The sequence below is a fragment of the Streptomyces sp. NPDC046909 genome (assembly GCF_040644695.1).
Lineage (GTDB): Bacteria > Actinomycetota > Actinomycetes > Streptomycetales > Streptomycetaceae > Streptomyces.
In genome coordinates, this window is the sequence record NZ_JBEYXC010000033.1 from 1 (window position 1) to 22,282 (window position 22,282).

Annotated in this window: 16 protein-coding genes and 1 pseudogene; 10 read left to right on the plus strand and 7 right to left on the minus strand. The window is 68.9% G+C overall.

Annotation, left to right across the window (positions count from 1 at the left end):
* The 3 genes and pseudogenes from ABZ928_RS51755 to ABZ928_RS51765 all read left to right on the plus strand — a co-directional run.
* Positions 1 to 188: substrate-binding domain-containing protein (locus ABZ928_RS51755; RefSeq protein ID WP_361536529.1), on the plus strand; the 188-nt coding region annotated here is incomplete at its 5' end.
* A gap of 234 nt (positions 189 to 422) precedes the next feature.
* On the plus strand, positions 423 to 2,477 hold the full coding sequence (locus ABZ928_RS51760; protein WP_361536531.1) for an RICIN domain-containing protein: 2,055 nt from the start codon (positions 423 to 425) through the stop codon (positions 2,475 to 2,477).
* Positions 2,478 to 2,933: 456 nt separating this feature from the next.
* Positions 2,934 to 3,168, plus strand: a pseudogene (locus tag ABZ928_RS51765) (hypothetical protein); the annotation flags it as partial.
* Positions 3,169 to 3,604: 436 nt separating this feature from the next.
* Here ABZ928_RS51765 and ABZ928_RS51770 read toward each other — a convergent pair.
* From ABZ928_RS51770 to ABZ928_RS51780, 3 genes are all read right to left on the minus strand, one after another.
* On the minus strand, positions 3,605 to 4,342 hold the full coding sequence (locus ABZ928_RS51770; protein ID WP_361536533.1) for an SDR family oxidoreductase: 738 nt from the start codon (positions 4,340 to 4,342) through the stop codon (positions 3,605 to 3,607).
* A 358-nt stretch (positions 4,343 to 4,700) separates the two neighbouring features.
* Positions 4,701 to 5,579, minus strand: coding sequence for an SDR family NAD(P)-dependent oxidoreductase (locus ABZ928_RS51775; protein WP_361536535.1), 879 nt, complete (start codon positions 5,577 to 5,579; stop codon positions 4,701 to 4,703).
* 55 nt (positions 5,580 to 5,634) lie between these two features.
* A complete protein-coding gene (locus ABZ928_RS51780) occupies positions 5,635 to 6,375 on the minus strand; it encodes a dienelactone hydrolase family protein (protein WP_361536537.1) in 741 nt (246 codons plus the stop codon).
* Positions 6,376 to 6,463: 88 nt separating this feature from the next.
* Here ABZ928_RS51780 and ABZ928_RS51785 point away from each other — a divergent pair, with 88 nt between their 5' ends.
* Positions 6,464 to 7,132, plus strand: a complete 669-nt coding sequence (locus ABZ928_RS51785; RefSeq protein ID WP_361536539.1) for a TetR/AcrR family transcriptional regulator C-terminal domain-containing protein — start codon at positions 6,464 to 6,466, stop codon at positions 7,130 to 7,132.
* A 173-nt stretch (positions 7,133 to 7,305) separates the two neighbouring features.
* Here ABZ928_RS51785 and ABZ928_RS51790 read toward each other — a convergent pair whose 3' ends face one another.
* Positions 7,306 to 8,706 carry an alpha/beta hydrolase gene (locus ABZ928_RS51790; protein ID WP_361536541.1) on the minus strand — a complete coding sequence of 467 codons (1,401 nt, stop codon included), beginning with the start codon at positions 8,704 to 8,706 and terminating at the stop codon, positions 7,306 to 7,308.
* 280 nt (positions 8,707 to 8,986) lie between these two features.
* On the opposite strand from ABZ928_RS51790, the gene ABZ928_RS51795 reads away from it, so the two are divergent.
* Both ABZ928_RS51795 and ABZ928_RS51800 read left to right on the plus strand, forming a co-directional pair.
* Positions 8,987 to 9,586, plus strand: coding sequence for a flavodoxin family protein (locus ABZ928_RS51795; protein WP_361536543.1), 600 nt, complete (start codon positions 8,987 to 8,989; stop codon positions 9,584 to 9,586).
* A gap of 193 nt (positions 9,587 to 9,779) precedes the next feature.
* Entirely contained in the window at positions 9,780 to 10,118 is a 339-nt protein-coding gene (locus ABZ928_RS51800) for a hypothetical protein (RefSeq protein WP_361536545.1), read from the plus strand.
* Positions 10,119 to 10,203: 85 nt separating this feature from the next.
* Here the strand turns inward: ABZ928_RS51800 and ABZ928_RS51805 are convergent, their stop codons facing one another.
* Both ABZ928_RS51805 and ABZ928_RS51810 read right to left on the minus strand, forming a co-directional pair.
* Positions 10,204 to 11,196, minus strand: coding sequence for an alpha/beta hydrolase (locus ABZ928_RS51805; RefSeq protein WP_361536547.1), 993 nt, complete (start codon positions 11,194 to 11,196; stop codon positions 10,204 to 10,206).
* A 129-nt stretch (positions 11,197 to 11,325) separates the two neighbouring features.
* Positions 11,326 to 12,684, minus strand: a complete 1,359-nt coding sequence (locus ABZ928_RS51810) for an aromatic acid/H+ symport family MFS transporter (RefSeq protein ID WP_361536549.1) — start codon at positions 12,682 to 12,684, stop codon at positions 11,326 to 11,328.
* A gap of 397 nt (positions 12,685 to 13,081) precedes the next feature.
* On the opposite strand from ABZ928_RS51810, the gene ABZ928_RS51815 reads away from it, so the two are divergent.
* The 4 genes from ABZ928_RS51815 (at position 13,082) to ABZ928_RS51830 (ending at position 18,240) form a co-directional block, all read left to right on the plus strand.
* Positions 13,082 to 13,729, plus strand: a complete 648-nt coding sequence (locus ABZ928_RS51815) for a (2Fe-2S)-binding protein (RefSeq protein WP_361536551.1) — start codon at positions 13,082 to 13,084, stop codon at positions 13,727 to 13,729.
* A gap of 3 nt (positions 13,730 to 13,732) precedes the next feature.
* Positions 13,733 to 14,716: a xanthine dehydrogenase family protein subunit M gene (locus ABZ928_RS51820; protein WP_361536553.1), complete on the plus strand. Its 984-nt coding sequence runs from the start codon at positions 13,733 to 13,735 to the stop codon at positions 14,714 to 14,716.
* Complete coding sequence (locus ABZ928_RS51825) at positions 14,713 to 16,905, plus strand: xanthine dehydrogenase family protein molybdopterin-binding subunit (protein WP_361536555.1); 2,193 nt, start codon at positions 14,713 to 14,715, stop codon at positions 16,903 to 16,905. Before ABZ928_RS51820 ends, ABZ928_RS51825 begins: the two co-directional genes overlap by 4 nt.
* Positions 16,906 to 17,046: 141 nt before the next feature.
* Positions 17,047 to 18,240, plus strand: coding sequence for an XdhC/CoxI family protein (locus ABZ928_RS51830; protein ID WP_361536557.1), 1,194 nt, complete (start codon positions 17,047 to 17,049; stop codon positions 18,238 to 18,240).
* Here the strand turns inward: ABZ928_RS51830 and ABZ928_RS51835 are convergent.
* A complete protein-coding gene (locus ABZ928_RS51835; protein WP_361536559.1) occupies positions 18,219 to 21,905 on the minus strand; it encodes a hypothetical protein in 3,687 nt (1,228 codons plus the stop codon). The genes ABZ928_RS51830 and ABZ928_RS51835 overlap by 22 nt on opposite strands.
* Between the last annotated feature and the right edge of the window lie 377 nt (positions 21,906 to 22,282).

Below are 22,282 nucleotides of genomic sequence, written 5' to 3' on the forward strand. Positions count from 1 at the left end.
TCTTCGCCTACGTCTGCCCGCCCCTGACCACCGCCCGCCAGCCCTTCCAGGCCTCGGCCACGGAAGGGATCCGGCTTCTCGTGCACGCCATCGAGAAACCCGACACCGACCCGCCGCCCGCGGTCGAACCACCCGCCGAACTCATCATCCGCGGCTCAACCGCACCCCCACCGACCCTTCGAACCTGACACGACCTCGTACAACCTGATCCGTCGTCCCGGGCGCCCCCTCCCGCCCGAGACACGAGACCCGCCGCATGCCTGTCCCGCAGCGAACCCATCGTTCACAAGCCGTGCTGCACAACCGCCCGGTCGATCTCGGACAGCACGCCCCTTGAACTCCGCCGTCCTCTTGCCGTACTCGGCCCCAGGGACGGCGGGTACCGAAAGACACCTTCCCCTTCCCTGCTCCGGGAGCCGCACATGTCCCCTGCCCAGCCAGGCGCCAGATCCGGCGCCGCGCCACGCCTCCGCCCAGTCACACCCCTGTTGCTGCTGCTCGCGCTCATCATCGCGGCGGCCACCCTGGTCCTGCCCGCCGCCGGCCGGGCGGACGCCATCTCCCGCCCTTCTCAGACCATGTACACCCCGCCGTCGGGCGCGCCCGCCCCCGGTTCGCTCTACCCGCGGGCGATACAGCTGCAGCACAGCGGCTCGTCCAACGGCACCATCCTGGCCACCTTCGAGCAGTACACCTCCGGCACGCCCGTGTTCCCGATCTACCGGAGCACCGACAACGGCAACTCCTGGACGAAGCTCTCCGATGTCGCAGACACCCAGAACGGCTGGGGCATGCGCTGGGAGCCGCAACTGTTCGAACTGCCCACCGCCATCGGCAACTTCCCCGCCGGAACACTCCTGATCGCGGGCGACTCCGTGCCCGGCAACCGGTCCGCCACCAAGATCGACATGTACGCCAGCACGGACCACGGCGTCACCTGGAGTTTCGTCACCAACATCGCCACCGGCGGCCAGGCCACCGCCAGTAACGGCTTCACCCCCGTGTGGGAGCCGTTCTTCCTCGTCAACGGCAACCGCCTCATCGTCTACTACTCCGACCAGCGCGACCCGAACCACGGCCAGAAGCTGGTGCACCAGGTCAGCACGGACGGCGTCAACTGGGGTCCCGTCGTGGACGACGTGGCGAACCCCAACTACAGCGACCGCCCCGGCATGGCGACGATCGCGCAGCTGCCCAACGGCAACTACGTGATGACCTACGAGTACGGCGGCGCGCCGGAAGGCAACTTCGCGGTCTACTACAAGATCTCCGCCGACCCGGAGGCGTTCGGCAGCGTCACCGGCATTCCGTTGAGAACGACCGACGGCACTGTCCCCTGCTGCAATCCGTTCGTCACCTGGCTGCCCACCGGTGGCTCCAACGGCACGCTCGTGGTCAGCGCCCAGAACAGCACCGATCTGTTCCTCAACACCCAGAACGGCGCAGCGGGCGCCTGGACCCGGATCCAGTCGACCGTCGCGGGCGGGTACAGCCGCGGGCTGCACCCCCTCCCCGACGGGCACAGTCTGCTGGTGCTCAGCGGCGGCTACAACGGCTCCAGCCTCAACCCCGTCACCTACGGCACGATTGATCTGGGCGGCGGTATTTCCGACGGTGCCACCTACACCCTGTCCAACGCGAACAGTGATCTGATGCTCGCCATCGCGGGCGGTTCCACCGTCAACGGCACGTCCGCGACCCAGCAGAGCGCCGACAGCGCCACCGACCAGCAGTGGCGGTTCGTGCAGCAGCCCTCCGGCTTCTTCAAGATCTTCAACGTGGCCAGCGGCAAGGTCCTCGGCGTGGAGAACCAGTCCACCGCCAACGGCGCCAGGATCCTCCAGTGGGACGACAACGGCACCCTCGACCACGAATGGGCTGTAGCCCCCCATCCCTCCGGCGGCTACAGCCTCACCAATCGCGTCACCGGCAAGTACCTGGAGATCCCCAGCGCCTCCACCGCCACCGGCACCGCCGCCGGCCAGTGGAGCGGCACCAACTGCGCCTGCCAGCGCTGGAACTTCACCCAGACCGCCCTGCCCCCGCTGGGCACCGGTCAGTATGTCTTGGTCAACAAGAACAGCGGCAGGTACCTCGACATCCCCGGCGCATCCACCGCCGCTGGTACAGCGGCCCAGCAGTGGCACAACTCGGCCTGCTCCTGCCAGCTGTTCACCTTCCAGTCCGCCGGCAACGGCGCCTGGACCATCAGGAACGCCAACAGCAACCTCAACCTGGACATCCAGGGCGCGTCCACCTCGGCGGGCACTGTCGTGGTCCAGAACACCCCCTCCACCGCCGACTCCCAGAAGTGGACACTCGTCGACGCGGGCGACGGCTACTTCAAGGTCCGCAACGTGAACAGCACCCTCGTCGCCGGCGTCGCCCAGTCCTCCATCACTGACGGAGCGGCCGTCGTCCAGTGGAACAGCCTCAGCGTCGACGACCAGCTCTGGAAGATCATCCGCATCAACTGACAGCGAGGAAGCCGACCAATCGACCCTGACCACCAAGCCGGTCCCGCCGACCAGAAGTCGACGGGACCGGCGTCACGAACAACCGGCTCCGGGACTGCACAACCAACGATCCGTGGGGTGCTACCGCGCTGCCGTGGTCCAGCGAAGTGCGAGGCCCTCGGCATCCGTTCACGCGCACGGCCTGACGGCCTGGTGGACCGAGGTGAAGCAGTCGATCAGGTAGCGGGCCGCACCGCTCAGGACCTGGAGGCGGAACCGCGCCTCCCCAGCGTCCGAGGTGCCCGGATACGGGCCATTGGTATGCGTGATCTGCCGCAGTCCGTGAACGAAGGAGCCTCCGTCGTTGTCGGGCAGGAAGCTCTGGTCGGCGAAGTACCTCGAGCATCGCCCTCAGCTGGCCGTTCGCCGCTTCGAAACGCTGCTCCACCAGGTTGTCCACGGCCTGGAGTCCACCTTGTGGCACTGCGGTTCGCGGCCGTAGCGGGCCATTGACGATGGCGCTTACGTTGTCGCCGAGTGGCCGCCCGTCCAACACCTCTCCGACAGCTCACCCACCGTGTCGACAAACCCTTTCGCCGCGTACGACATCGTCCTGATCATCCTCGCCGCCACCTCCGCCGGGGACTCCCTCGCCCTCGGCCTGCTGTGGGCAAGGCTCCCGCTCGTCCGCCGCGGCTCCTGGCTGCGCTGACCGCGCGAGGATCAGCCTCCTAGACTTTTCCACAGGGTTTTCCACAGGCTCTGGATCGCAGGCCAGCTGCTATGGCGGGGCATCGCCGACGCTCGACGTGGCGTGCGGGCCCAAGCGCCACGCCCGACCTCTGCTCGCCCGGCCGAACGCCTGGCTCGCTCCTCGACGTCCATAAGTGAAATCAGAGTCGGGCGACTCGTACTCCTCGGGGCGTCAACGCCACTTGGGCTCCACTCGACGCTTTGGCGCGCGTCAATGAACGACATGAGCGTTGTCCGCGCGCTCTGCGGACACAACAATCCGCCCCAGTTGATGTCACCGCCAGTCGGATCGAGCAGGACATCTGCGCCGTGATGGGCCGCCGACCACAATCGGATGCCGTCCGGCGCCGCCGCACGAGGCTGGGTCTGACCGCGCCGCCGCCCGGATTCTTCCGTCAGAACGCTCCGCCGTTGGCGTAGATGGTCTGGCCGCTGATCCATCGGCTGTCGTCGCCAGCCAGGAACGCCACGATGTCGGCGATGTCAGCGGGCTCGGCCATCCGGCCCAGCGGTGGAATCTGAGCCGCCACGTCCTGTACCCCAGGGGTGAATCGGGCCGCGGCCATCGCTTCGGTGTTCACCGGACCGGGCGCGACGCTGTTCACCGTGATCCCACGTGGGCCGAGTTCCTTGGCCAGTACCCGGACGAAATGATCGACCGCCGCCCTGGTGGCGCCGTAGACACCGGTGTCCGACGGACTCACGGCGGTCACGATGCTGGACATCACCACGATCCGGCCGCTGTCACGCAACCGCCGGGCGGCTTCCCTGAGCGCTGTGAAGGTGGCTCTGGTGTTGGTGTCGAAGAGGAGATTGTAGTCGTCGTCGGGGGTGTCGACGAAGGCGGAGAAACGGGTGATGCCGACGTTGTTGACCAGCATGTCCAGCCCACCGAAGTGCTCGTCGGCGGCGTCGAACAGACCGCGGAGCGAGGCGGGCTCCGTGACGTCGGCGTGCACCGCCACCGCCTTCCCCCCGAGATCCTGGATCCTGGCCGTCACGTCCTCGGCGGCTTCGCGGTCGGAGCGGTAGTTGACGACAACGCTCATGCCCGTGGCCCCGAGCCGCTCGGCGACAGCCCGGCCGATACCTCGCGAACCACCCGTCACCAGCGCCACTTTGTCCGTCTGCACTGTCAGGTCCTGACCTTTCTCGTACGGCATCACGTGAGTTGAGCATGGCGTCGGCCGCGGTCCACTCCGTGGCCTTCTCCATGTGCTCGGCAGCAATCGGCATCCAGTAGGTGCAGGGGGCAGCCCTGCCTCGGCGAGCCGCCCGAGGTCATCGGTGACGTTCGCGGCGGCGGGAGCATCGCCGCCGAGCGGTCGTCCCGGCAGCGGTTCCAGGGCAGCCACCCCCGACGGGACGAGAAACTGCGCCGTCTCGATCGTCAGACGCTCGTCGCCCGCAGTGCTGTCGGCCGCCTCCGCCAGGCGGTGTCGTACGTCGGTGTCGCCGCCGAGACCGCTGTCGGAGACGGCGGTACGGGGCTTACGGAAGTTCTGTTCCGTGCTCGGCCGCGATTGTCCCGGTGATGTCCCACAGTTTGGCCGTGTGGGTGGTGTCCATGGCGAGCTTCTCGGGCGAGAAGCTCGTCGCGTTGCGCAGCACGGTGCCGTTGACGTCTTGTGCCGAAGCGGCGGTGAGCACGCGCACGGCGTTGCGCGCGGACCGCTCCGGCGGCATTCCGAACCTCACGGCCAGGCGGTTGACGGGATGCATGTTCTTGTCTCCCATCACCTTGGTCTTGGTCGGCCCCACGCAGAACAACGTCAGCGTGACCGGCCGGTCCGCCCAGCGCCGGGCCGCTTCCTGCACATGGAAGTAATTCAGTTGGTGGTTGGGCAGCATTGATTTGAAGAACCCCCACGTACGCCGCTCGAACTGGAGATCGTCCAAGTCCGGCATGAACAGCTTCGACGCGATCCCCCGGACACTCCCCGAACCATGAAGGATGCGCCCGTCGCCCGAGGCCGCGAGTTCGTCGACCAGCAGGCGGTTGATGACGGCCCGCGCGAGGTATCCGATCGCGAAGTGGGACTCCAGCCCGTCGGCCGTGGTCTTCCTGGTCCTGGACACCGACAGGGCCGTGTGCATCACACCGTGCAGTTCCGGGCGCCACCGCTTCACTCCTGCCGCCGCCTCGGTGGCGCCCGCCACCGTGGAGAGGTCACCGGCCAGGAAGTCGGCGGAAGCGGCCCCAGCCGCTTTGATCTCGGTGGCGGCCGCTTCACCAGCTGCGCGACCCCGGCCCACGATCAGGACGTCGGCTCCTCGGCGGCCGATCTCGAGGGCGGTGGCGTGGCCGAGGCCAGTCGAGCCCCCGAAGAAGACGAAGTTGGTTCCGCGCAAATCGCGTTCGACGGTCATTGAAATCTCCAAAACGGTCGGTGGAGAAGATACGGAGCAGGTGAATGCGAGGTGGTCACGCCTCAGCCAAGTGCTCGGCGAAGAACTCCTCGATCCGGTGCCAGGCATCGGCGGCTGATTCGGGTTCAGGTCCGATGCCTGCGATCCGGGTAAGGGGCCGCATCCAACGCGGGGCGTTCTCGGCGGCGTTGAGGAAGGAGTGCCCGGCAGCGGGGTACTCCTTGACGTCGTGCGGTACGCCCGCCTGCGCCAAGGTGGTCTCCAGTCTGGCCGCAGTCCCTCTGAGCATCCGGTCCCGGCCGCCGAAGCTGGCCACCACAGGACATGAACGGACAAGAGTCCGCTCGGCGTCCTTGGGCAGCAGGCCGTAGTTGACGGAGGCCGCGTCGAACGCGCCACGGCCCGCGAGGACCAGGGCGAAGCTGCCGCCCATACAGAAGCCGATGACACCGACTCGCCCGCTGCAGTCGGGGTGCGCGGCCAGGGTCCGTCGCGCGGCTTCCAGGTCGGCGTAGGCACGACCTCGGCCCGACGCCGCGGCGCGCATCGTCGCCACCAGACAGCGGCGCACGCCGCCGTCGGCGAACAGGTCCGGCATGAGCGTCAGGTAGCCCGCCCCGGCGAGCCGTTCGGTCTGGCGCAGCATGACCTCGTCCGCCCCAAGCGCCTCGTGTACGACGACTACACCGGGCCAGGGACCGACACCATCTGGCCTGGCCAGATAACCGAGCAGGCGGCGTGAACCGCCGAGAGGCGTACCGAGTGCGGTCAGATCGACCGGCGTGGGAGTGGGCATCGAGTTCTCCGAAGGGCGGAGCGAGAGGAAGGTTGGGAAACATTCCCCTTGGACGGTGTCCAAGGGGATTCACTAGTATCATTGGACGGTGTCCAAGACGTCAAGTTCGACCGAATCCCGCGGCCCCGCCCTTCGCGCCCATGTCGGCCTCACCAAGGCGCAGATCATCGCCGCCGCGATGGATCTACTGGATGAGGACGGCCTCGACAAGTTGTCCCTGCGGGCCGTGGCCGGCCGACTCGGAGTACGCGTCAACGCCGTGGCCTGGCATGTGAAGGACAAGAGCAGTCTGATCAGCGCAGTGACCGACGCGATGATGGCCCACTGCGTACCGTCCCCACTGCCCGAAGATCCGGAGGAACGGGTCCGCGCCCTGCTCACGGCACTGCGCACCACGCTGCGCTCCCACCGGGACGGCGCACGTCTGGCGCGCGAGGGCTTCTCCCTGGACCAGCCCCACCAACTGGCGTTCGCCGAGGCGTTCAACACGGCTCTGCACGCCACAGGCCGCACGCCGCAGGCAGCCGCCTGGACAGCGTGGACTCTGGTCTACTTCACCATCGGCCTGGTGAGGGAGGAACAGACTCCACCGCACCGCACCCTCTGCGCCCAGGCCGCTGCGGCCGACCCTGCGGACTTCCCCTCCCTCGCGGCGACCATCAAGCACCTGACGGCGGAAAGCTTCGACGACCGCTTCGCGTTCGGCGTCGATCTGATCCTCACCGGGCACTCGGCCGCGCCGGCAACAGCAGACTGACCCATGCTCACGCGAGCGCCGGCCGAACTCGCACCCCGATCTCCGATCCTGGTTGCGGCGGCGAGCCTGTCGGTCGCTCTGCAGGCCCCTCAGAGACCTTGAGACGAGCGAAAAGCCCGACGCCTCCGCGCCGGCTGGCCGGTGCGGATGCGTCGGGCATGAACTCCCCTGCGTCAGTGCTGGCCGGGGCGGTCGCGGCCGACCGTCAGCTGTGCCGGGCGGTAGGTGACGTAGGCCGCCCCGTCCAGACCGAGTGCGGTCGCGGACCGCTGGAGTGCGGCCGGGGTCGCCGCGTCGTCCCAGTGGCCGGTGCTGACCCGGTGTTCGAGTGCGTGCAGGGCGGCCACGGTCTCGGCGGTGGTGAACGTGCAGTGCCCCTGCCGCTCGACGAACGCCTGCCGTAGCAACGCACCGTCTCCGGAGGCGCGTACGCGGGAAGCGAAGCGGCTCTCCTGCTCCACGGGAACCAGGTTGTCGGCCGTGGTGTGGATGTCTAGCAGGGGCACTTCGAGCCCCTGGCCCGCGGTGAAAGTTCGCTGTGCGGTACGGACGGCTGCCGGATCGGCAGTGATGCCGGCTCCCGCGGTCAGGGTGCTCAGGTCGGTGCGCAGGTCGAGGCCGGCGGCCCGGTAGAGGGCACGGACCTGCGGCGCGTGGACGGAACCTGCCAGCAGTCGGGCGTAGTCCACGCCCTTGTTCCAGGAGTTGTTGCCGCCCGCGGACTGCTCCATGGCAAACCTGCCCCCCTCGACGAACGACAGGATGCCCTGGGCGAACCACGCATACTGCTGCTCCTGCTGGCCCGCCCAGTCGGTCGCCGGGGGCTGCTCCTGTCCGGGCGCCCAGGCGGGCAGGTTGAGGAAGGCCGCGGCCAGTGCGATCCGGGCGCGGCCCTGCGGGGTCGCCTGGGCGGCGGTGACGGCGTCGGTGAGCTTCTTGGCGGTGGCAGCCGCGTCGGCGGCGGAGTCGAAGCGGACCAGCTTGACCTCCTCGCCCGGCAGCAGCAGCCGGGCGAGGGTGTACTCGGCGTCCAACTGGTAGTTGTCCAGGTCGACGCCGCCCGCGACCAGGCCGCACTGACCGAGCGCGCCGTCGATGCGTCCGCCGCCATCCCGGGCCAGCTGCGCATTGACGAGTCCGCCCATCGAGTTACCCATGGCCAAAGTTCGCTGCGGGGTGCCTATCTTCGCGATGACGGCGTCGAGCGTGGCGAACTGGTCGCGTTCCGCACTGTTGAGAGCCCACATCGGGCCATTGGGGTCGTACGACGACCCGGCCAGCGCATACCCCTGGCTCAACAATTCGGTGCGCACGGCGTCGGTGGGAGCGTTCCGGGCGACAAGGGGGCCGAAGCCGTGGCTGAACAGCAGCAGGGTGCCGTTCCACTGTTCGGGGACGTCCGCGACCCAGGTGGCGCCGTCGGCGAGGGTGCCGGTGAGATGACCAGCGACGTGTGCGTCCGCTTGTGCGTCCGCCGAGGGAAGCGGGGCCACGAGGGCCGTGGACGCCACCACAGCCGTGGAGGCCAGGGCGATACGGATGCGGCGGGTGCGGGGACGGGCGCTGGCATTCATGGGGGGCTCCCTGAGGGCGGCCGCAGAGCGGGCACACGGGCAGATACTCAGTGCACTGAACGAAGACGCAAGGAATCTAGGGCTATTTTCTTGCGTGCGTCAATATTGTGCACAACGTCATTGAGGGCGTCAGTGCCGAGTCCGCGTCCAGCATGAGGGCAGGCTCTCTGACCTCGGTGAATCCGGTACAGGGGAAGGTTTCCTCCCCCTCACAACCAGCCGATCCGGTGCCATGCTGGCAGCCATACCCCGCAATTCCCTTTCGAGGAGCAACCCCCTCATGCCTTCCCCCTCCCGCCCCACGGTCGCCGTCGCCTTCCACTCCGGATACGGCCACACCGCCGTCATCGCCGAGGCCGTCGCCCGCGGAGCCACGGAAGCCGGCGCCGACGTGATCTCCATACCCGTGGACACCATCACCGACGAACAATGGGCACAGCTGGACGCCGCCGACGCCATCATCTTCGGCGCCCCCACCTACATGGGCACCGCCTCCGCCGCCTTCCACACCTTCGCCGAGGCCAGCAGCAAGCGCTGGTTCACCCAGAGCTGGGTGAACAAGATCGCCGCCGGGTTCACCAACTCCGGCGCCAAGAACGGCGACAAGTCCTCCACCCTGGGCTACTTCTTCACCATGGCCGCCCAGCACGGCATGCACTGGATCAGCCTCGGCGTCCAGCCCGGCTGGGCCTCCACCCAGGGCAGCGAAGACGACATCAACCGCCTCGGCTACTTCGTCGGCGCCGGCGCCCAGACCCCCACCGACGCCGGCCCCGAAGCAGTCCACAAGTCCGACATCGCCACCGCCGAAGGCCTCGGCGCCCGCGTCGCCCAACAAACCGCATACTTCCGCGCAGGCCGCACCGCCCTCGCTGCCTAAGTCTCACAAATGGTTCGATCACCCGATCGGGTCGCTTTGATGGCCGTACTCCACGCCAGGGACGAGAGTCGGACATGAGCCAGCACTCACCGGCCGTCGGCCTGCGGCTCGGGCCAGAGCCCGCGAGTGAACGAATCGACACACACGCACATACGGGCGCTTGCGCGCCGACCCAGAAAAAGAGGTTGTGACGATGGACAGCAACGCGACTCTTCCCAGCGTGGGACAGACCTGGCTGGCGGACCTCGGCCCGGACACGCCGCTCGGCCACTTCACCGTCGAGATCACCTTCGAATCGGCGACCCAGGTCAGCTTCGAGGTCACCAGCGGTGCCATCAAGGGCCGCAAGCAGACCATGGAGTACACGACCACCCAGCTCCGCGACGGCCTGTACGTCGTCCGCTGGACCGAGCCCGACGCCGGTGACCACGTCACCCACATCGAGGACTACACCGAGGGCACCTGCATGGCCAGCTCGGTCATCGGAGGCAACTTCGTCCAGCTCCACGGCAAGTGGACCCGCGTCCGCTGAACGCGCGAAGCGCCTCGGGCCCGCCGACTTCGGTCGGCGGGCCCGAACTGTTTACGCGGTGAGTGATGGTCTCGCCGCCAAGACATCAGCGCAGCCGCTGCTCCATAAAGGTGACGACGGTCCGCCACGTCGGGGTCACGGGACGGGCTGGTGCACTGTGCCCGTTCCGGGTGCTCTCGGCATAGGCCCCCGCGCGGGTGTCGTCATCGGTGAGCATGTCCTCCACCGGTCCGTGCCCGGCCTTCGGGAGCGACACGAGCGTGGCGTCGTGACCCGCGGCCACCAGCTTGCGGTACAGCAGACGGCTCTGGTCGTACGGCACGAACGGGTCCGACTCACCATGGAAAATGAGGAACGGCGGAGTGCGCCGCCCCCCGATGTAGGTGAGCGGACTTGCGGCGGTGACCTCGGCGGGACACGCCGCGATGGGGCAGCCGAGGAGACGTGACTCCGGGGAGCGCGCGTCGGAGTGGCAGTCCGTCAGTCCGAACGTCGAGTTGAACTCCTGGCAGTTCCCCAGCATGTGAGCGTCCATCTCCAGGAAGGCCGTCGGCGGGTAGAACGGCACGGCCGCCTGGACGGCGCTCGAAGGGTCACGTGGGCCGATGTCGCCTTCCAGTTCGGGGATGTCGCCGGTGACCGCGGCCATCGCCGTGGTCCAACCGCCCGAGGAGTCACCCATGATGGCGAGGCGACGCGGGTCGAGGTTGTATTTGTGCGCGTTCACGCGCAGCCAGCGGATGGCTCCCTTGATGTCGTACAACTGGGCCGGGAACCGGGCCTGCGAGCTGGAACGGATCGACACCCCGGCGACGGCGAAGCCGTACGGGTTGAGGTGTGCGGCCACCTGGTCGGCACCCCGGCGCCCGCTGTCCGCCATCCATCCCGAGCCGCTGGAGTAGATCACCAGCGGGACCGGCCGTTCGGAGCGCGGGACATAGAGGTCGAGCAAGTGGCCCTCGCTACCTGCCGGTTGGGCCGGGGCATACGCGAGGTCCTTGGTGACGGTCACCCTTGTGCCTGTCGCTTCGGGAGCGGGGGTGGCGGGGGCGACCGCCGCAGCCGTGAGCAGAGCCACGGCCGCGGCGGTCGCCAACACCGCGCGAGGGATGTGCCCTGAGCCGAACCGCAGAGGGCGTAATCGGCTACGGGAAAACATCGCGTCGTCTCCTCTTCGTCAGGGGTTGAGGGAACGCGGGGCGCCCCGTCAGCCGTCCAAGGCGCTCGCGGCGGCGACGGGCGCAGGGGCCGGCACTCCATTTCCGCCGAGTCGCCGGGCGAGCGGCACGAGGGCGATCGCGATCGCTCCCACCAGCCCTGCCAGGGCGAAGGTGGTGAAGCCCCAGCTCTGGTTGCCGCTGTCGGCGAGCGCGCCGATCAGCCATGGGCCGATGACGGCTCCGGTACGCCCGACTCCGGTGACCCAGCCCAGGCCGGCGGCGCGCTCGCTGTCGCGGTAGACGGTGTTGGTGGCGGCGTAGACCATGACCTGCGCGCTGAACAGCCACACACCGGTGACGGCGACGACGACGTAGGTCACGCCGAGCGGCAGGTGAGCCTTCAGAAGCAGAGCGCCGACGGCGGTAAGCACGAACCAGATCGCCGACACCCGCACCGCGCCGAATCTGTCGGCGGTGCGGCCAGCGATCAGTAGGCCCACGATGCCGCCCGCGTTGATCACCATCAGGAAGCTGACCGAGGAGCTCAGGCCGTAGCCCTCGGCACGCATCATCTGCGGGAGCCAGGTGCTGACGCCGTAGACGAGCAGCAGACCACAGAAGGAGGCCAGCCACAGCAACGGCGTCGCCCAGCGGGACCCTGGCCGGAAGAGATCACGTACAGCGGCAAGACGGCCCTGGGCGCCGGCGGCGGGGGCCGCGGCGACGGTGGGCCGGGGGATGCCGTAGCGGTCGGCGACGGCATCGGCCTTGTCGCGCTCACCACGTGCCAGCAATACGCCCGGTGACTCAGGCAACAGCCTGAGCAGCAGCGGAACGGCGATCGCGGCTGGAAGTACGCCCGCCCAGAACACCCAGCGCCAGCCGGCGGCCGGGGCCAGCGTCAGGCCGAGCCCGGTCGCGGCCATGCCCCCGAAGTGGTACGACGTCATGAGCAGAGCGGTGGTGAGGGCGGCCCGGCGCGGCGGCGCGAACTCCATGACCATCGCCAGGCACAGCGGCATGAGTCCGCCCAGGCCGAGTCCGGAGACGAACCGTCCGAAGCCGAACAGGCCGATTCCGCCCGCGAGGGCGCAGACCGCCGAGCCGACAGAGAACAGTGTCACACTGGCGACCAGCATGCGCCGCCGGCCCAGCCAGTCGGTGAGGTTGCCCGCGGTGAGCGCGCCGATGAGCATGCCGAACGTTGTCCAGCTGCCGATCGTGCCCGCGCTGGCCGCAGTCAGGCCGAGTCCCGGGTCGTCGAGCATGTGGGGCATCACGGCGCCGTAGATGTTGACGTCCATGCCGTCGAAGAAGACGGCCAGCCAGCACAGGGCGAGGACCGGGAAAACGCTCCGGAACGTGTGCTGAGGACGGGAGCGGGCGGCCGGTGGGGAGGAGATCATCTGCGTCCTTGGAGATGCGATGAGGCCCTGACATAAGGGCGAGATGTTCGCGTGGTGAAATTCGCTTCACTGCGAGTCCGCATGAGTTTCAGGCTGGGGTGGACGAGTGTCAATGGGGTTGCATCAGGCAGTCAATGGACCCGCGACCCCGCATCGCAGGAACAGAAGCGGTCGGAGAATGGTCGGAGCAGGTCAAAAGGGCTGGGACTCGTAAAGAAAACGCCAAGGGGGGTACAAAACCCTCCCTGCCTTACGTGTCGCCATGATGCAAGACTCCCCACGCGGCCCGCCATCCTCACAGCGCGCGGTCGCCCCGCATGCCCTGCGGTGACGGCGATACCACCTGCCTTCTCGCGGTTGTGCGCGACTGATCTGTCTACGATGCGAAGGCGTTCGTATGTCTGTTGACCTCCCGAAATCCGACGCTTCACCCCCCACCGGATCCGGCGAGTCCTCCCCCGCGCCCAGTCGGCGAACCTTCATCGCCACGACCACAGCGGTCGGCGGTGCCGTCGTTGCCGGCGGTGTGATCGGTGGATCCGTCCTCGCCGGCACGGAGGAAGCATCCGCTGCGGAGGCCCCGCCCTCCACCCGTGTCTCCCTGACGGTGAACGGCACCCGGCAGACGGTGACGGTCGACAACCGCACCTCCCTGCTCGACCTGCTGCGCGAGCACCTCGATCTGACCGGCTCCAAGAAGGGCTGCAACGCAGGGGCCTGCGGCGCGTGCACGGTGCTGGTCGACGGACAGCGGGTCAACTCCTGTCTGACGCTGGCCGTCCGGCTGGAGGGCGCCGAGGTCACCACCATCGAGGGCCTGGCCAAGGGCGACCGACTGCACCCGCTGCAGCAGGCGTTCATCGATGAGGACGCTTTCCAGTGCGGCTACTGCACCCCGGGGCAGATCCTCTCCGGCGTCGGCTGCATCAAGGAGGGCCACACCGGCTCTCCGGAGGAGATCCGGGAGTGGATGAGCGGCAACATCTGCCGCTGCGGCTGCTACGTGAAGATCGTGCACGCCGTCGAGCAGACCGCGGGGAAGTGAGCCATGCATCCTTTCACCTACGCCCGTGCCGCCGACACCCGCGAAGCCCTCAACGCCGGTCGCCGAGGCGGACGTTACATCGCCGGCGGCACCACCCTGGTCGACCTGATGCGGGAGACCGTCGAACACCCCGGCACCCTGGTCGACATCAGCGGTCTGCCGCTGCGCGAGATCAGAGCGACCGAAGGGGGCGGACTGCGCATCGGCGCGCTGGTGACGATGGCCGCGACCGCCGCGGATCCCAAGGTGCGCGCCCTGTATCCCGTCGTCTCGCAGGCCCTGGAACTGAGCGCGTCGGCCCAGCTGCGGAACATGGCCACCATCGGCGGCAACATCATGCAGCGCACCCGCTGCACCTACTTCCGCGACGTGACCGCCGCCTGCAACAAGCGTGAACCCGGCTCCGGTTGTGCGGCCCGAGACGGCTTCAACCGGATGCACGCGATTCTTGGTGCTTCCGAGGCCTGCGTGGCCACGCACCCCTCCGACGTCGCCGTGGCCTTCGCCGCACTGGAGGCGACCGTGCACCTGTTGGGCCCGGACGGACGCGAACGCAACCTGCCGTTCGCCGACTTCCTGTTGCGGCCCGGCAATACCCCCAACCGCGAACAGGCCATCCACCAGGGCGAGTTGATCACCGCAGTCGAGATCCCGGCACTTCCGCGTCCGCTGAAGTCGGGCTATCTGAAGGTGCGCGACCGGCAGTCCTACGAGTTCGCCCTCACCTCGGCGGCCGTCGCGCTACACGTGCGCGGTGGGGTGATCCGCGAGGCCAAGGTCGCCGCAGGAGGCGTGGGCACCGTGCCTTGGAAGCTGCCCGCCGTGGAACGGCACCTGGTCGGCGAACGTCCCTCGGCAGCCCTCTGGGCGGCCGCCGCGGAGAAGGCGGCCGATGGCGCACAGCCCCTGCGGGACAACCGGTTCAAGCCCGAGTTGCTCAAGCGGACCGTCGAGCGTGAGCTGCGTGTCGTGGGAGGTACGAAGTGAGTCCCCAGCCACAGGCCGCCGTCGGTGCGCCGCTGTCCCGGGTGGACGGACGGCTCAAGGTCACCGGCAAGGCACTGTACGCCGCCGAGCACGACGTCGAGGACGCCCTGCACGCGGTCATGGTCGACGCGAGCATCGGTCGCGGGCGCATCACGTCGATCGACACCCGCGACGCCGAAGCCCATCCGGGTGTCCTGCGGGTGATCAGCCATCGCAACGCGCCGAAGCTGCCGTACCGCGACAACGCCGGGTCCAACAACCCGCCCGGCCGCAGGTTGCGGGTCTTCCAGGACGACCGGGTGCTCTTCCACGGCCAGCCGGTCGCGGTCGTGGTGGCGCGCACGCTGGAGGCCGCGCAGCACGGCGCGAGTCTGGTGAAGGTCCGCTACGACGCCGAGCAGCCCTCGACCGACCTGCACGAGGCCGAACCCGGCACGCCGACGGACTACGCGCGCGGCGACGCGGAAGCCGGCCTGCGCTCCTCGGCCGTACGGCTGGATCTGACGTACGAGTTGGCGCGCAACCACCACAACCCGATGGAGCCACACGCCACTATCGCCCGCTGGGACGGCGACAAGGTGACCGTGTGGGACAAGACCCAGTGGGTGATGGGCACGCACGACGAGATCGCGGCCGTGTTCGACCTGCCAGCGGATTCGGTGCGCGTGATCTCGCCGTTCGTCGGTGGCGGGTTCGGCAGCGGCCTGCGCTGCTGGCCGCACACCATCGTCGCCGCCGTGGCCGCACGGGTGACGAAGCGCCCGGTCAAACTGGTGCTCACTCGCAGGCAGATGTACTTCGGAACCGGCTTCCGACCCTCCTACGCGTACCGGCTGCGCCTCGGCAGCGACCGCCGTGGCCGCCTGGTCGCCGCGGACCACCGGATCGACGCGGAGACGTCGTCGTACGAGACCTTCACCGAGGCCGTCATGCCCGCCGGGCAGATGCTCTACAGCATGCCCAACGTCAGTCAGGTCTACCGGACGGTGCCGCTGGACGTGCACACGCCGATCTGGATGCGCGGGCCCGGTTTCGCGTCGGCGTCCTTCGTGATCGAGTCGGCCATGGACGAACTCGCCCACGAACTCGGCGTGGATCCCATCGAGTTGCGGCGACGCAACGAGCCGGCCGAGGACGAGTCGACGAACGAGCCGTTCTCCACGCGGCGGCTCAGCGAGTGCTACACGGTCGGCGCTCGCGAGTTCGGCTGGGACCGCCGCAATCCGAAGCCTCGCTCAACGCGGGACGGGGACTGGCTGATCGGCCTGGGCATGGCAGCCGGGGTCTACGACCCAGGTCGGTTTCCCGCGCAGGCCCGGGCCCGACTGGACGCCGATGGCACCGCGGTGGTCGAGGCGGCCACCAGCGACATGGGACCGGGCACCTACACCTCCCAGACCCAAGTTGCCGCGGATGCCTTGGGGTTGACGATGCGTACGGTCACCTTCCGGCTCGGCGACTCCCTGTACCCGCCGACCTCGCCGCACGGCGGCTCGGCGACCATGGCCAGCGTCGGCTCGGCCGTCGTCGACGCCTGCAACAAGGTGCGGCAGCAGGCGATCAAGCTCGCCGTCGAGGACCGGGAATCGCCGCTGTACGGCGTGAACGCGGACGACGTGGTCGTGCGCAACGGCCGACTGCACGTGCGGAACGACACCACGCGCGGGGAGACGTACAAGAGCCTGCTCGCCCGCAACGACCGAACCCACCTGGAAGCAGGCGGCACCTACAACGGGGCGGGCAGCGACCGGTCCGCCTACTTCGCCTACAACGCCACCTTCGCCGAGGTCGCCGTCGACGCGAACCTGGGCCTGGTGCGGGTGCGGCGGATGCTCGGCGTGTACGACGCGGGCCGGATCATCAGCCCCAAGCTCGCCGAGAGCCAGGCGTACGGCGGCATCGTGGGCGGCATCGGCACGGCGCTCCTTGAGCACACGGTCACCGACCACCGCGACGGACGGATCGTGAACGCCAGCCTCGCGGACTACCTCGTACCCGTGAACGCCGACATCCCCGACATCAAGGCGATCTACCTCGACGGCGAGGACAACGCCGGCAACCTGCTGGGCGTCAAGGGACTCGGCGAGGTCGTCCAGGTCGGTGTGGCGGCCGCGATCGGCAACGCGGTTTTCAACGCCACCGGCCGACGGGTCCGTCAACTGCCCATCACCGCCGAGGCGTTGCTCTGACGCCGCCCCCCTGACCGGTCCGGCAGCCGAGCCCCCCGTACGGCTGCCGGACCCAGGGCCGCCGCCGCGCATGCGCCCCAAGCGCCGCGGCGGCGGCCCGTTCACTTTCTGTGACAGAGCCCGTCTGCTTTGGAGACCCCCATGCTGAACATCGCGGACACACTGCACCGCTGGTGCCGCGAGGAACGCCCCTTCGCCCTGGCCACCGTCGTCGGCGTGCACGGCAGCGCGCCCTTGCCGACCGGGACGTCGGTGGCGGTCGACGAGGACGGCGAGGCGGTGGGCAGCATCTCCGGCGGCTGCGTCGAGGGCGCCGTCTACGAACTGTGCCAACAGGTACTCAAGGACAGGGGCGGGCCCCAGCGCGCCTGGTTCGGCTATTCGGACGACGACGCCTTCGCCGTGGGACTGACCTGCGGCGGCGAACTCGACATCCTCGTCCAGCGCATCGATCCCGCGACCCAACCGTATCTCGGCGCGGCCCTCGCCGAGTCGGCCGAGGGCCGGCCCGCCGCCGTCGCACAGGTCGTGGACGGTCCGGACGGACTGGTCGGCGCCACGCTGAGCGTCCTCGGAGACAGTTGGATCGCCGGCGACGCCTTGGACACGACGCCGACGGGCCAGGCGGTGGCGGACCGGACGGCAGCCCAGCTGCGAGCCAGCCGCACCGCGCTCATCTCCGTCGGCGGCGACGCCGACACATGCCCCGACCGGCTCTCCGTACTTGTCCACGTGGCGGCCCCCCGCCCCCGGATGCTGATCTACGGCGCGGTCGACTTCGCCGCCGCCCTCAGCCGGGCCGGTCGCTTCCTCGGCTACCACGTCACGGTCTGCGACGCCCGCCCCGTCTTCGCCACCGAGGCCCGTTTCCCGTACGCGGACGAGGTCGTCGTCGACTGGCCCCATCGCCATCTGGAACACGTCGAGGTGGACACTCGCACCGCCGTCTGCGTCCTCACCCACGACGCCAAGTTCGACATCCCCCTGCTGCGGACGGCGCTCGGTCTGCCGGTCGGCTACGTCGGCGCGATGGGCTCGCGACGAACGCACACCGAACGCCTGCACCGCCTGCGCGAAGACGGCGTCACGGGCGAGGAGTTGGCCCGACTGCGGTCCCCGATCGGCCTCGATCTCGGTGCGCGCACGCCCGAGGAGACGGCCATCTCCATCGCCGCGGAGATCATCGCCCACGCCAACCGGGCGAGTGGCCTCCCGCTCGTCGGGCGCAGCGGCCCGATTCACGAACCGGCCGCACACCGCGGTTCGGGCCCTGTGACGCACGGCGTCGGAAGGACACCGGTACGCCCTGCCCTTCATGCACAGACCCGACGGTAGGGCACTTCGGGGAGGTAGATGTTCCACTGGGCCCGCGAGAGGTCGCCCCCCGCTCGGACGCAGACCTCATGGAGGGCGTGATCGGTGTCGATGCTGTAGCGCTGGAGGGACAGGTGCAGGCTGCCTGCATACAGGGTGCCGCCGTCCTGGCTGAAGGCAAGCGTGCGAATCGAGTCTCCGCCAGTCGTGAGCGGGCCGCCTATAGGTTGCTGAGTGGCTGTGTCCCACAGCTGGAGGCTCCCGCGGTCACCGGCGACCGCGATCGTGCAGCCGTCCGGGCTGACCGCCAGAGCACTGACTCCTTCAGGCGTGTCGCCGAAGGGTGCCGGGAAGACGTTCCGCAGGACACCCATGCGGTTGCGCAGGTCGCCGAACCAGAGCGAGACACGACCGTTCGCATCGCCCGCCATCAGGCCGTAGCCGTCGCGTGTGAAGAGCAGGGCCTCGATCCGGCCGCCCTGCGCCAGGTCGCGCTTCGCCACCTTCCCTGAAGGCAGCCGCGCACTACGGTTGTCCCCGACCAGGAGTCGGCCGTCGGGGCGAAGGGCCAGATGGGTGCTGGCCAGGCCCCCGAGCACGCCCTCGCGACGGCGTCGCGTCACGTCCCACACCTCGTTCTCCACCGCGTCGGCAGCCGAGCGCCGCGCGGCGTAGAGCCTTTCGCCGCCGGGCCCCAGAGCAAGGGAGAGCGGACCGGGGGAAGGCACGGAGGGCGCCAGGTCCAGCGTGGTCCGGACACGGTTTCGCCGAAGGTTCCACACCGTGACGCTCTGGCGGATACTCGCCGCCTGGGGAGTCGAGACACCATAGGCGAACGTGGTGCCGTCCGAGCTGAACGCCATGACCGGACGGTATTCCTGCGGACCGAGCGGACGGCCGTCGTCGCGGGAGGTGGGCAGTGGCGGAGCGGGCAGGGTCCGCAGCAGGCCCCCGTTGTGGGTGTCCCGCAGTTCGAAATCGTAGCGAGTGCCAGAGCGCTGGGCCGTGGCCAGGACCCGGCCGTCCGGGCTGAGTTCGACCCCGCTCAATGGCTCACCACGCCAGGCGGGCGTGACTGCTCCGGAGAGATCGAGGAGGCGGACGGTACTGCCGTCGAGGTACTTCACCACCGGTTCGGTCGGATCCCAGGCGAGGTCACGGACCTCCTGTCCGTTCAGGGGATAGCGGAAGACCGGTGCTCCGGGTGACGACAGCCGCCACACCCTGAGTTCCGCACCGCCGACGGTGGCCAGAAAGCCGCCGGAATCGTCAAATGCTGCGAACCACGCTCCCGGATCCGTGAGTTGAGCTGTCTGTACTCCTGACCGCGTGTCCCAGACGCGGGTCGTGGTGCCGGTCACGGCAATCAGTCGCTGAGCCCCGTTGGCGAACACCAGCGTCGCATGTGAGCCGCACAGGCCGTCGGCCTGTTCCCAGGATCCCGGCAGCCGCCGACGGTGGACGAGGTCCCAGACCTCGGGCGACCCGCCGAGCGGACAGACCGCGAGAAAGCGGTCATCGGAGGTGGTAGTGGCAGAGGTCCAGTCGGCGACGTGCGTCTCGAACAGCAGGTGGCCGTCTTTCGTGGACCGCATCTCAAGTCTGCCGGTGCCGGCCTGCTCCACCAGGTAGCTCTGCCCGCTCCCGCCGAAGCGCAGGCTCGTCGAGGTGACCGGATAAGAGTGAACGGACCCCGTCCACTTCCCCGTCACGGTGTTCCACAGCCGTATCCCATCACGGGTCCGCAACGCCAGAACCTGTCTGCCCGGCGCCGCGGCGATCGCGGTGGCCCGTGGTAGCCGCCCCGAGGCAGTGAGCCGGTGCGTGACGACATCCCACGCACGCCAGTGGCCCTCCTCGACGCTCACCAGCTTGCGGCCGGAGTCGGCGAGAAACCGGTCGGGACCGTCCCCCGGGGCGGGGTCGGTGAACGTGTCCCGCAGCGGCTGAATTTCGGAGGCGAGCAGAGCCCGATGGCTCTCGGACAGCGGCGCGAGGCGCCAGGCTGCGACGCTCAGCGCCATGGCCGTCCGCGGATCCGTGGTGCGCAGCGCGTCGGCGACTCCGGCGACCCGGCGGGCCGCGGCCTCGATGCGCTGCTGCTCGTTGTCGTGGTGCAGATGCACGGCGACGATGGCGGAGACGAGCGCGATCACCACCACCGTGGAGAGGCCGGAGAACAAGAAGCGCGCTCTGCGTGCCGTGCGGGTGGCGGCCCGCCGCTCGCTCTCATGGGCGCAGCGGGAGGCACGCAAGAACATCCGCTCGTCCGTGCTCAGCGTCTCTCCGGGACCGGTGTCCGTGAAGAGTTCCACGGCACGCTCCAGGCGGGCGCCCCGGTAAAGGGCGTCCGGATCGCAGCGCGATTCCTGCCAGGCCTGTGCCGCGTCGGCGAGCCGTCGATGCTCCCGCATCAGCTCCCGGTTGTCCTCGATCCACCCCTTCAGCCGAGGCCACCCCGTGATCAGGGCCTCATGAGCGAGCTGCACGTCGCCCTCCTGAACCGTCACCAGTCGGGCCCGCGTGAGCTGTTCGACCACCTCCAGTGTCTCCGGGCCCTCCCACGCTTCCAATTCGGACCGGCTGAGCGGCCGACGGGTGTCGACACCGTCTCGCCCTGGTTCGACCAAGTGCAACAGCAACTGGCGCGCGGTGCGCGCCTGTGCCACGGGCAGTCGTCCGTAGACCTCCTCTGCGCTGGCGGCGATCGCCCCACGCACTCCGCCGACTGCCTCGTACGCCGTCAGCGTCAGCATCCGCCCCTTGCGCCGCCGCCACGTCTCCAGCATCGCGTGAGACAGCAACGGCAGAGCACCGGGCTCGCCCGATACCTCTTCGACGATCCGTGCCGTCAAGGCCCGCTCCACGAGCAGCCCCACCGCGGCAGCCGGTCTGATCACCGCCTCCCGTAGCTCCTCAGCCGTCATCGGCCCGACCAGCAGTCCGGCGCCGAGCAGCGCGTCCGCCAGCGTTCGGTGCTCCGCGCACTGGGCGTAGAAGTCGGCCCGTACCGCGACGACTACCCGTAACCGGCTGTCGCGCTGAAGAGACCTCAGTAGAAGATCGATGAAGCGCATACGCTCCACGGCGTCATGGCAGAGAGTGAAGACCTCTTCGAACTGGTCCACGATCACCCAGCTGTCCGGCTCGCCCTCTTCCGGAGCCAGCACACGACGGTAGGTGGACGCGGGCTTCGTTCCCGGCGTGAGGAGCCGCAGCACTGTGGGTTTGCTCCGGCAGGTGATGTGCTCCTTCACCCTAGGTATGAGACCTGCCCGCAGCAGCGAGGACTTCCCGCTGCCCGAGGGGCCGACAAGTACGGCGAACCGGCGGTGGCACACCATCTGCATCAGCTCGTCGGCCAACCGGTCCCGTCCGAAGAACAGGGCGCGGTCGTCGGGCTCGAACCTCGCCAGTCCACGGTACGGCGCCGACCCGGTGTCCTCGGACGGCACGGCCTGCACGGCTTCGATCTCCGCCGACTTCCACCGCTCCTCCCACTCCCCCGGATCCGCGCCGCACGCAATCGCGTAGCCGCGAACGGTGGCCCATGAAGGCAGCCGATCGCCGGCGGCTGCCTGGGACAGTGACGACGCGGAGACTCCGGCTGTCTTCGCCATGAGCCGGTAGGACGGGTTGCCGACCGCCTTGCGGAGCTCTCTCAGCTCATGCGCGAGGCGCTGCACAGGGCCGGCCCCCGGGTCGACAGGCTTCTCCGGACGCCCCACAAGTACCCCTTTTCTCAGTGCAGTTGGTGCGGAGGCCAGACGTTACCGGTGCACGGTTAAGCCGGTCGGTTCGCGATTTCGAGGCATCGATCGAGCGCCGCAGACCATTGGTGAGCGTGACGAAACGGACCGTTGGGCAACGCGCGCGCTGCTCTGAGGGTTGATTAAGCCTGAGGCAGGGAGGTGTTGATCAACTTCGCTGCTGACAATCTTGATTGCTGAGGCCGACGCCCCTCCTGGCCGGAGGACAGAAGCAGCCGTCGATGCACCTCCCGGGCAGCAGTCCCTGCGCGCCGAGCCCTTGCGAGTCACCGCCGGAGTCCACAAGAAGGGAT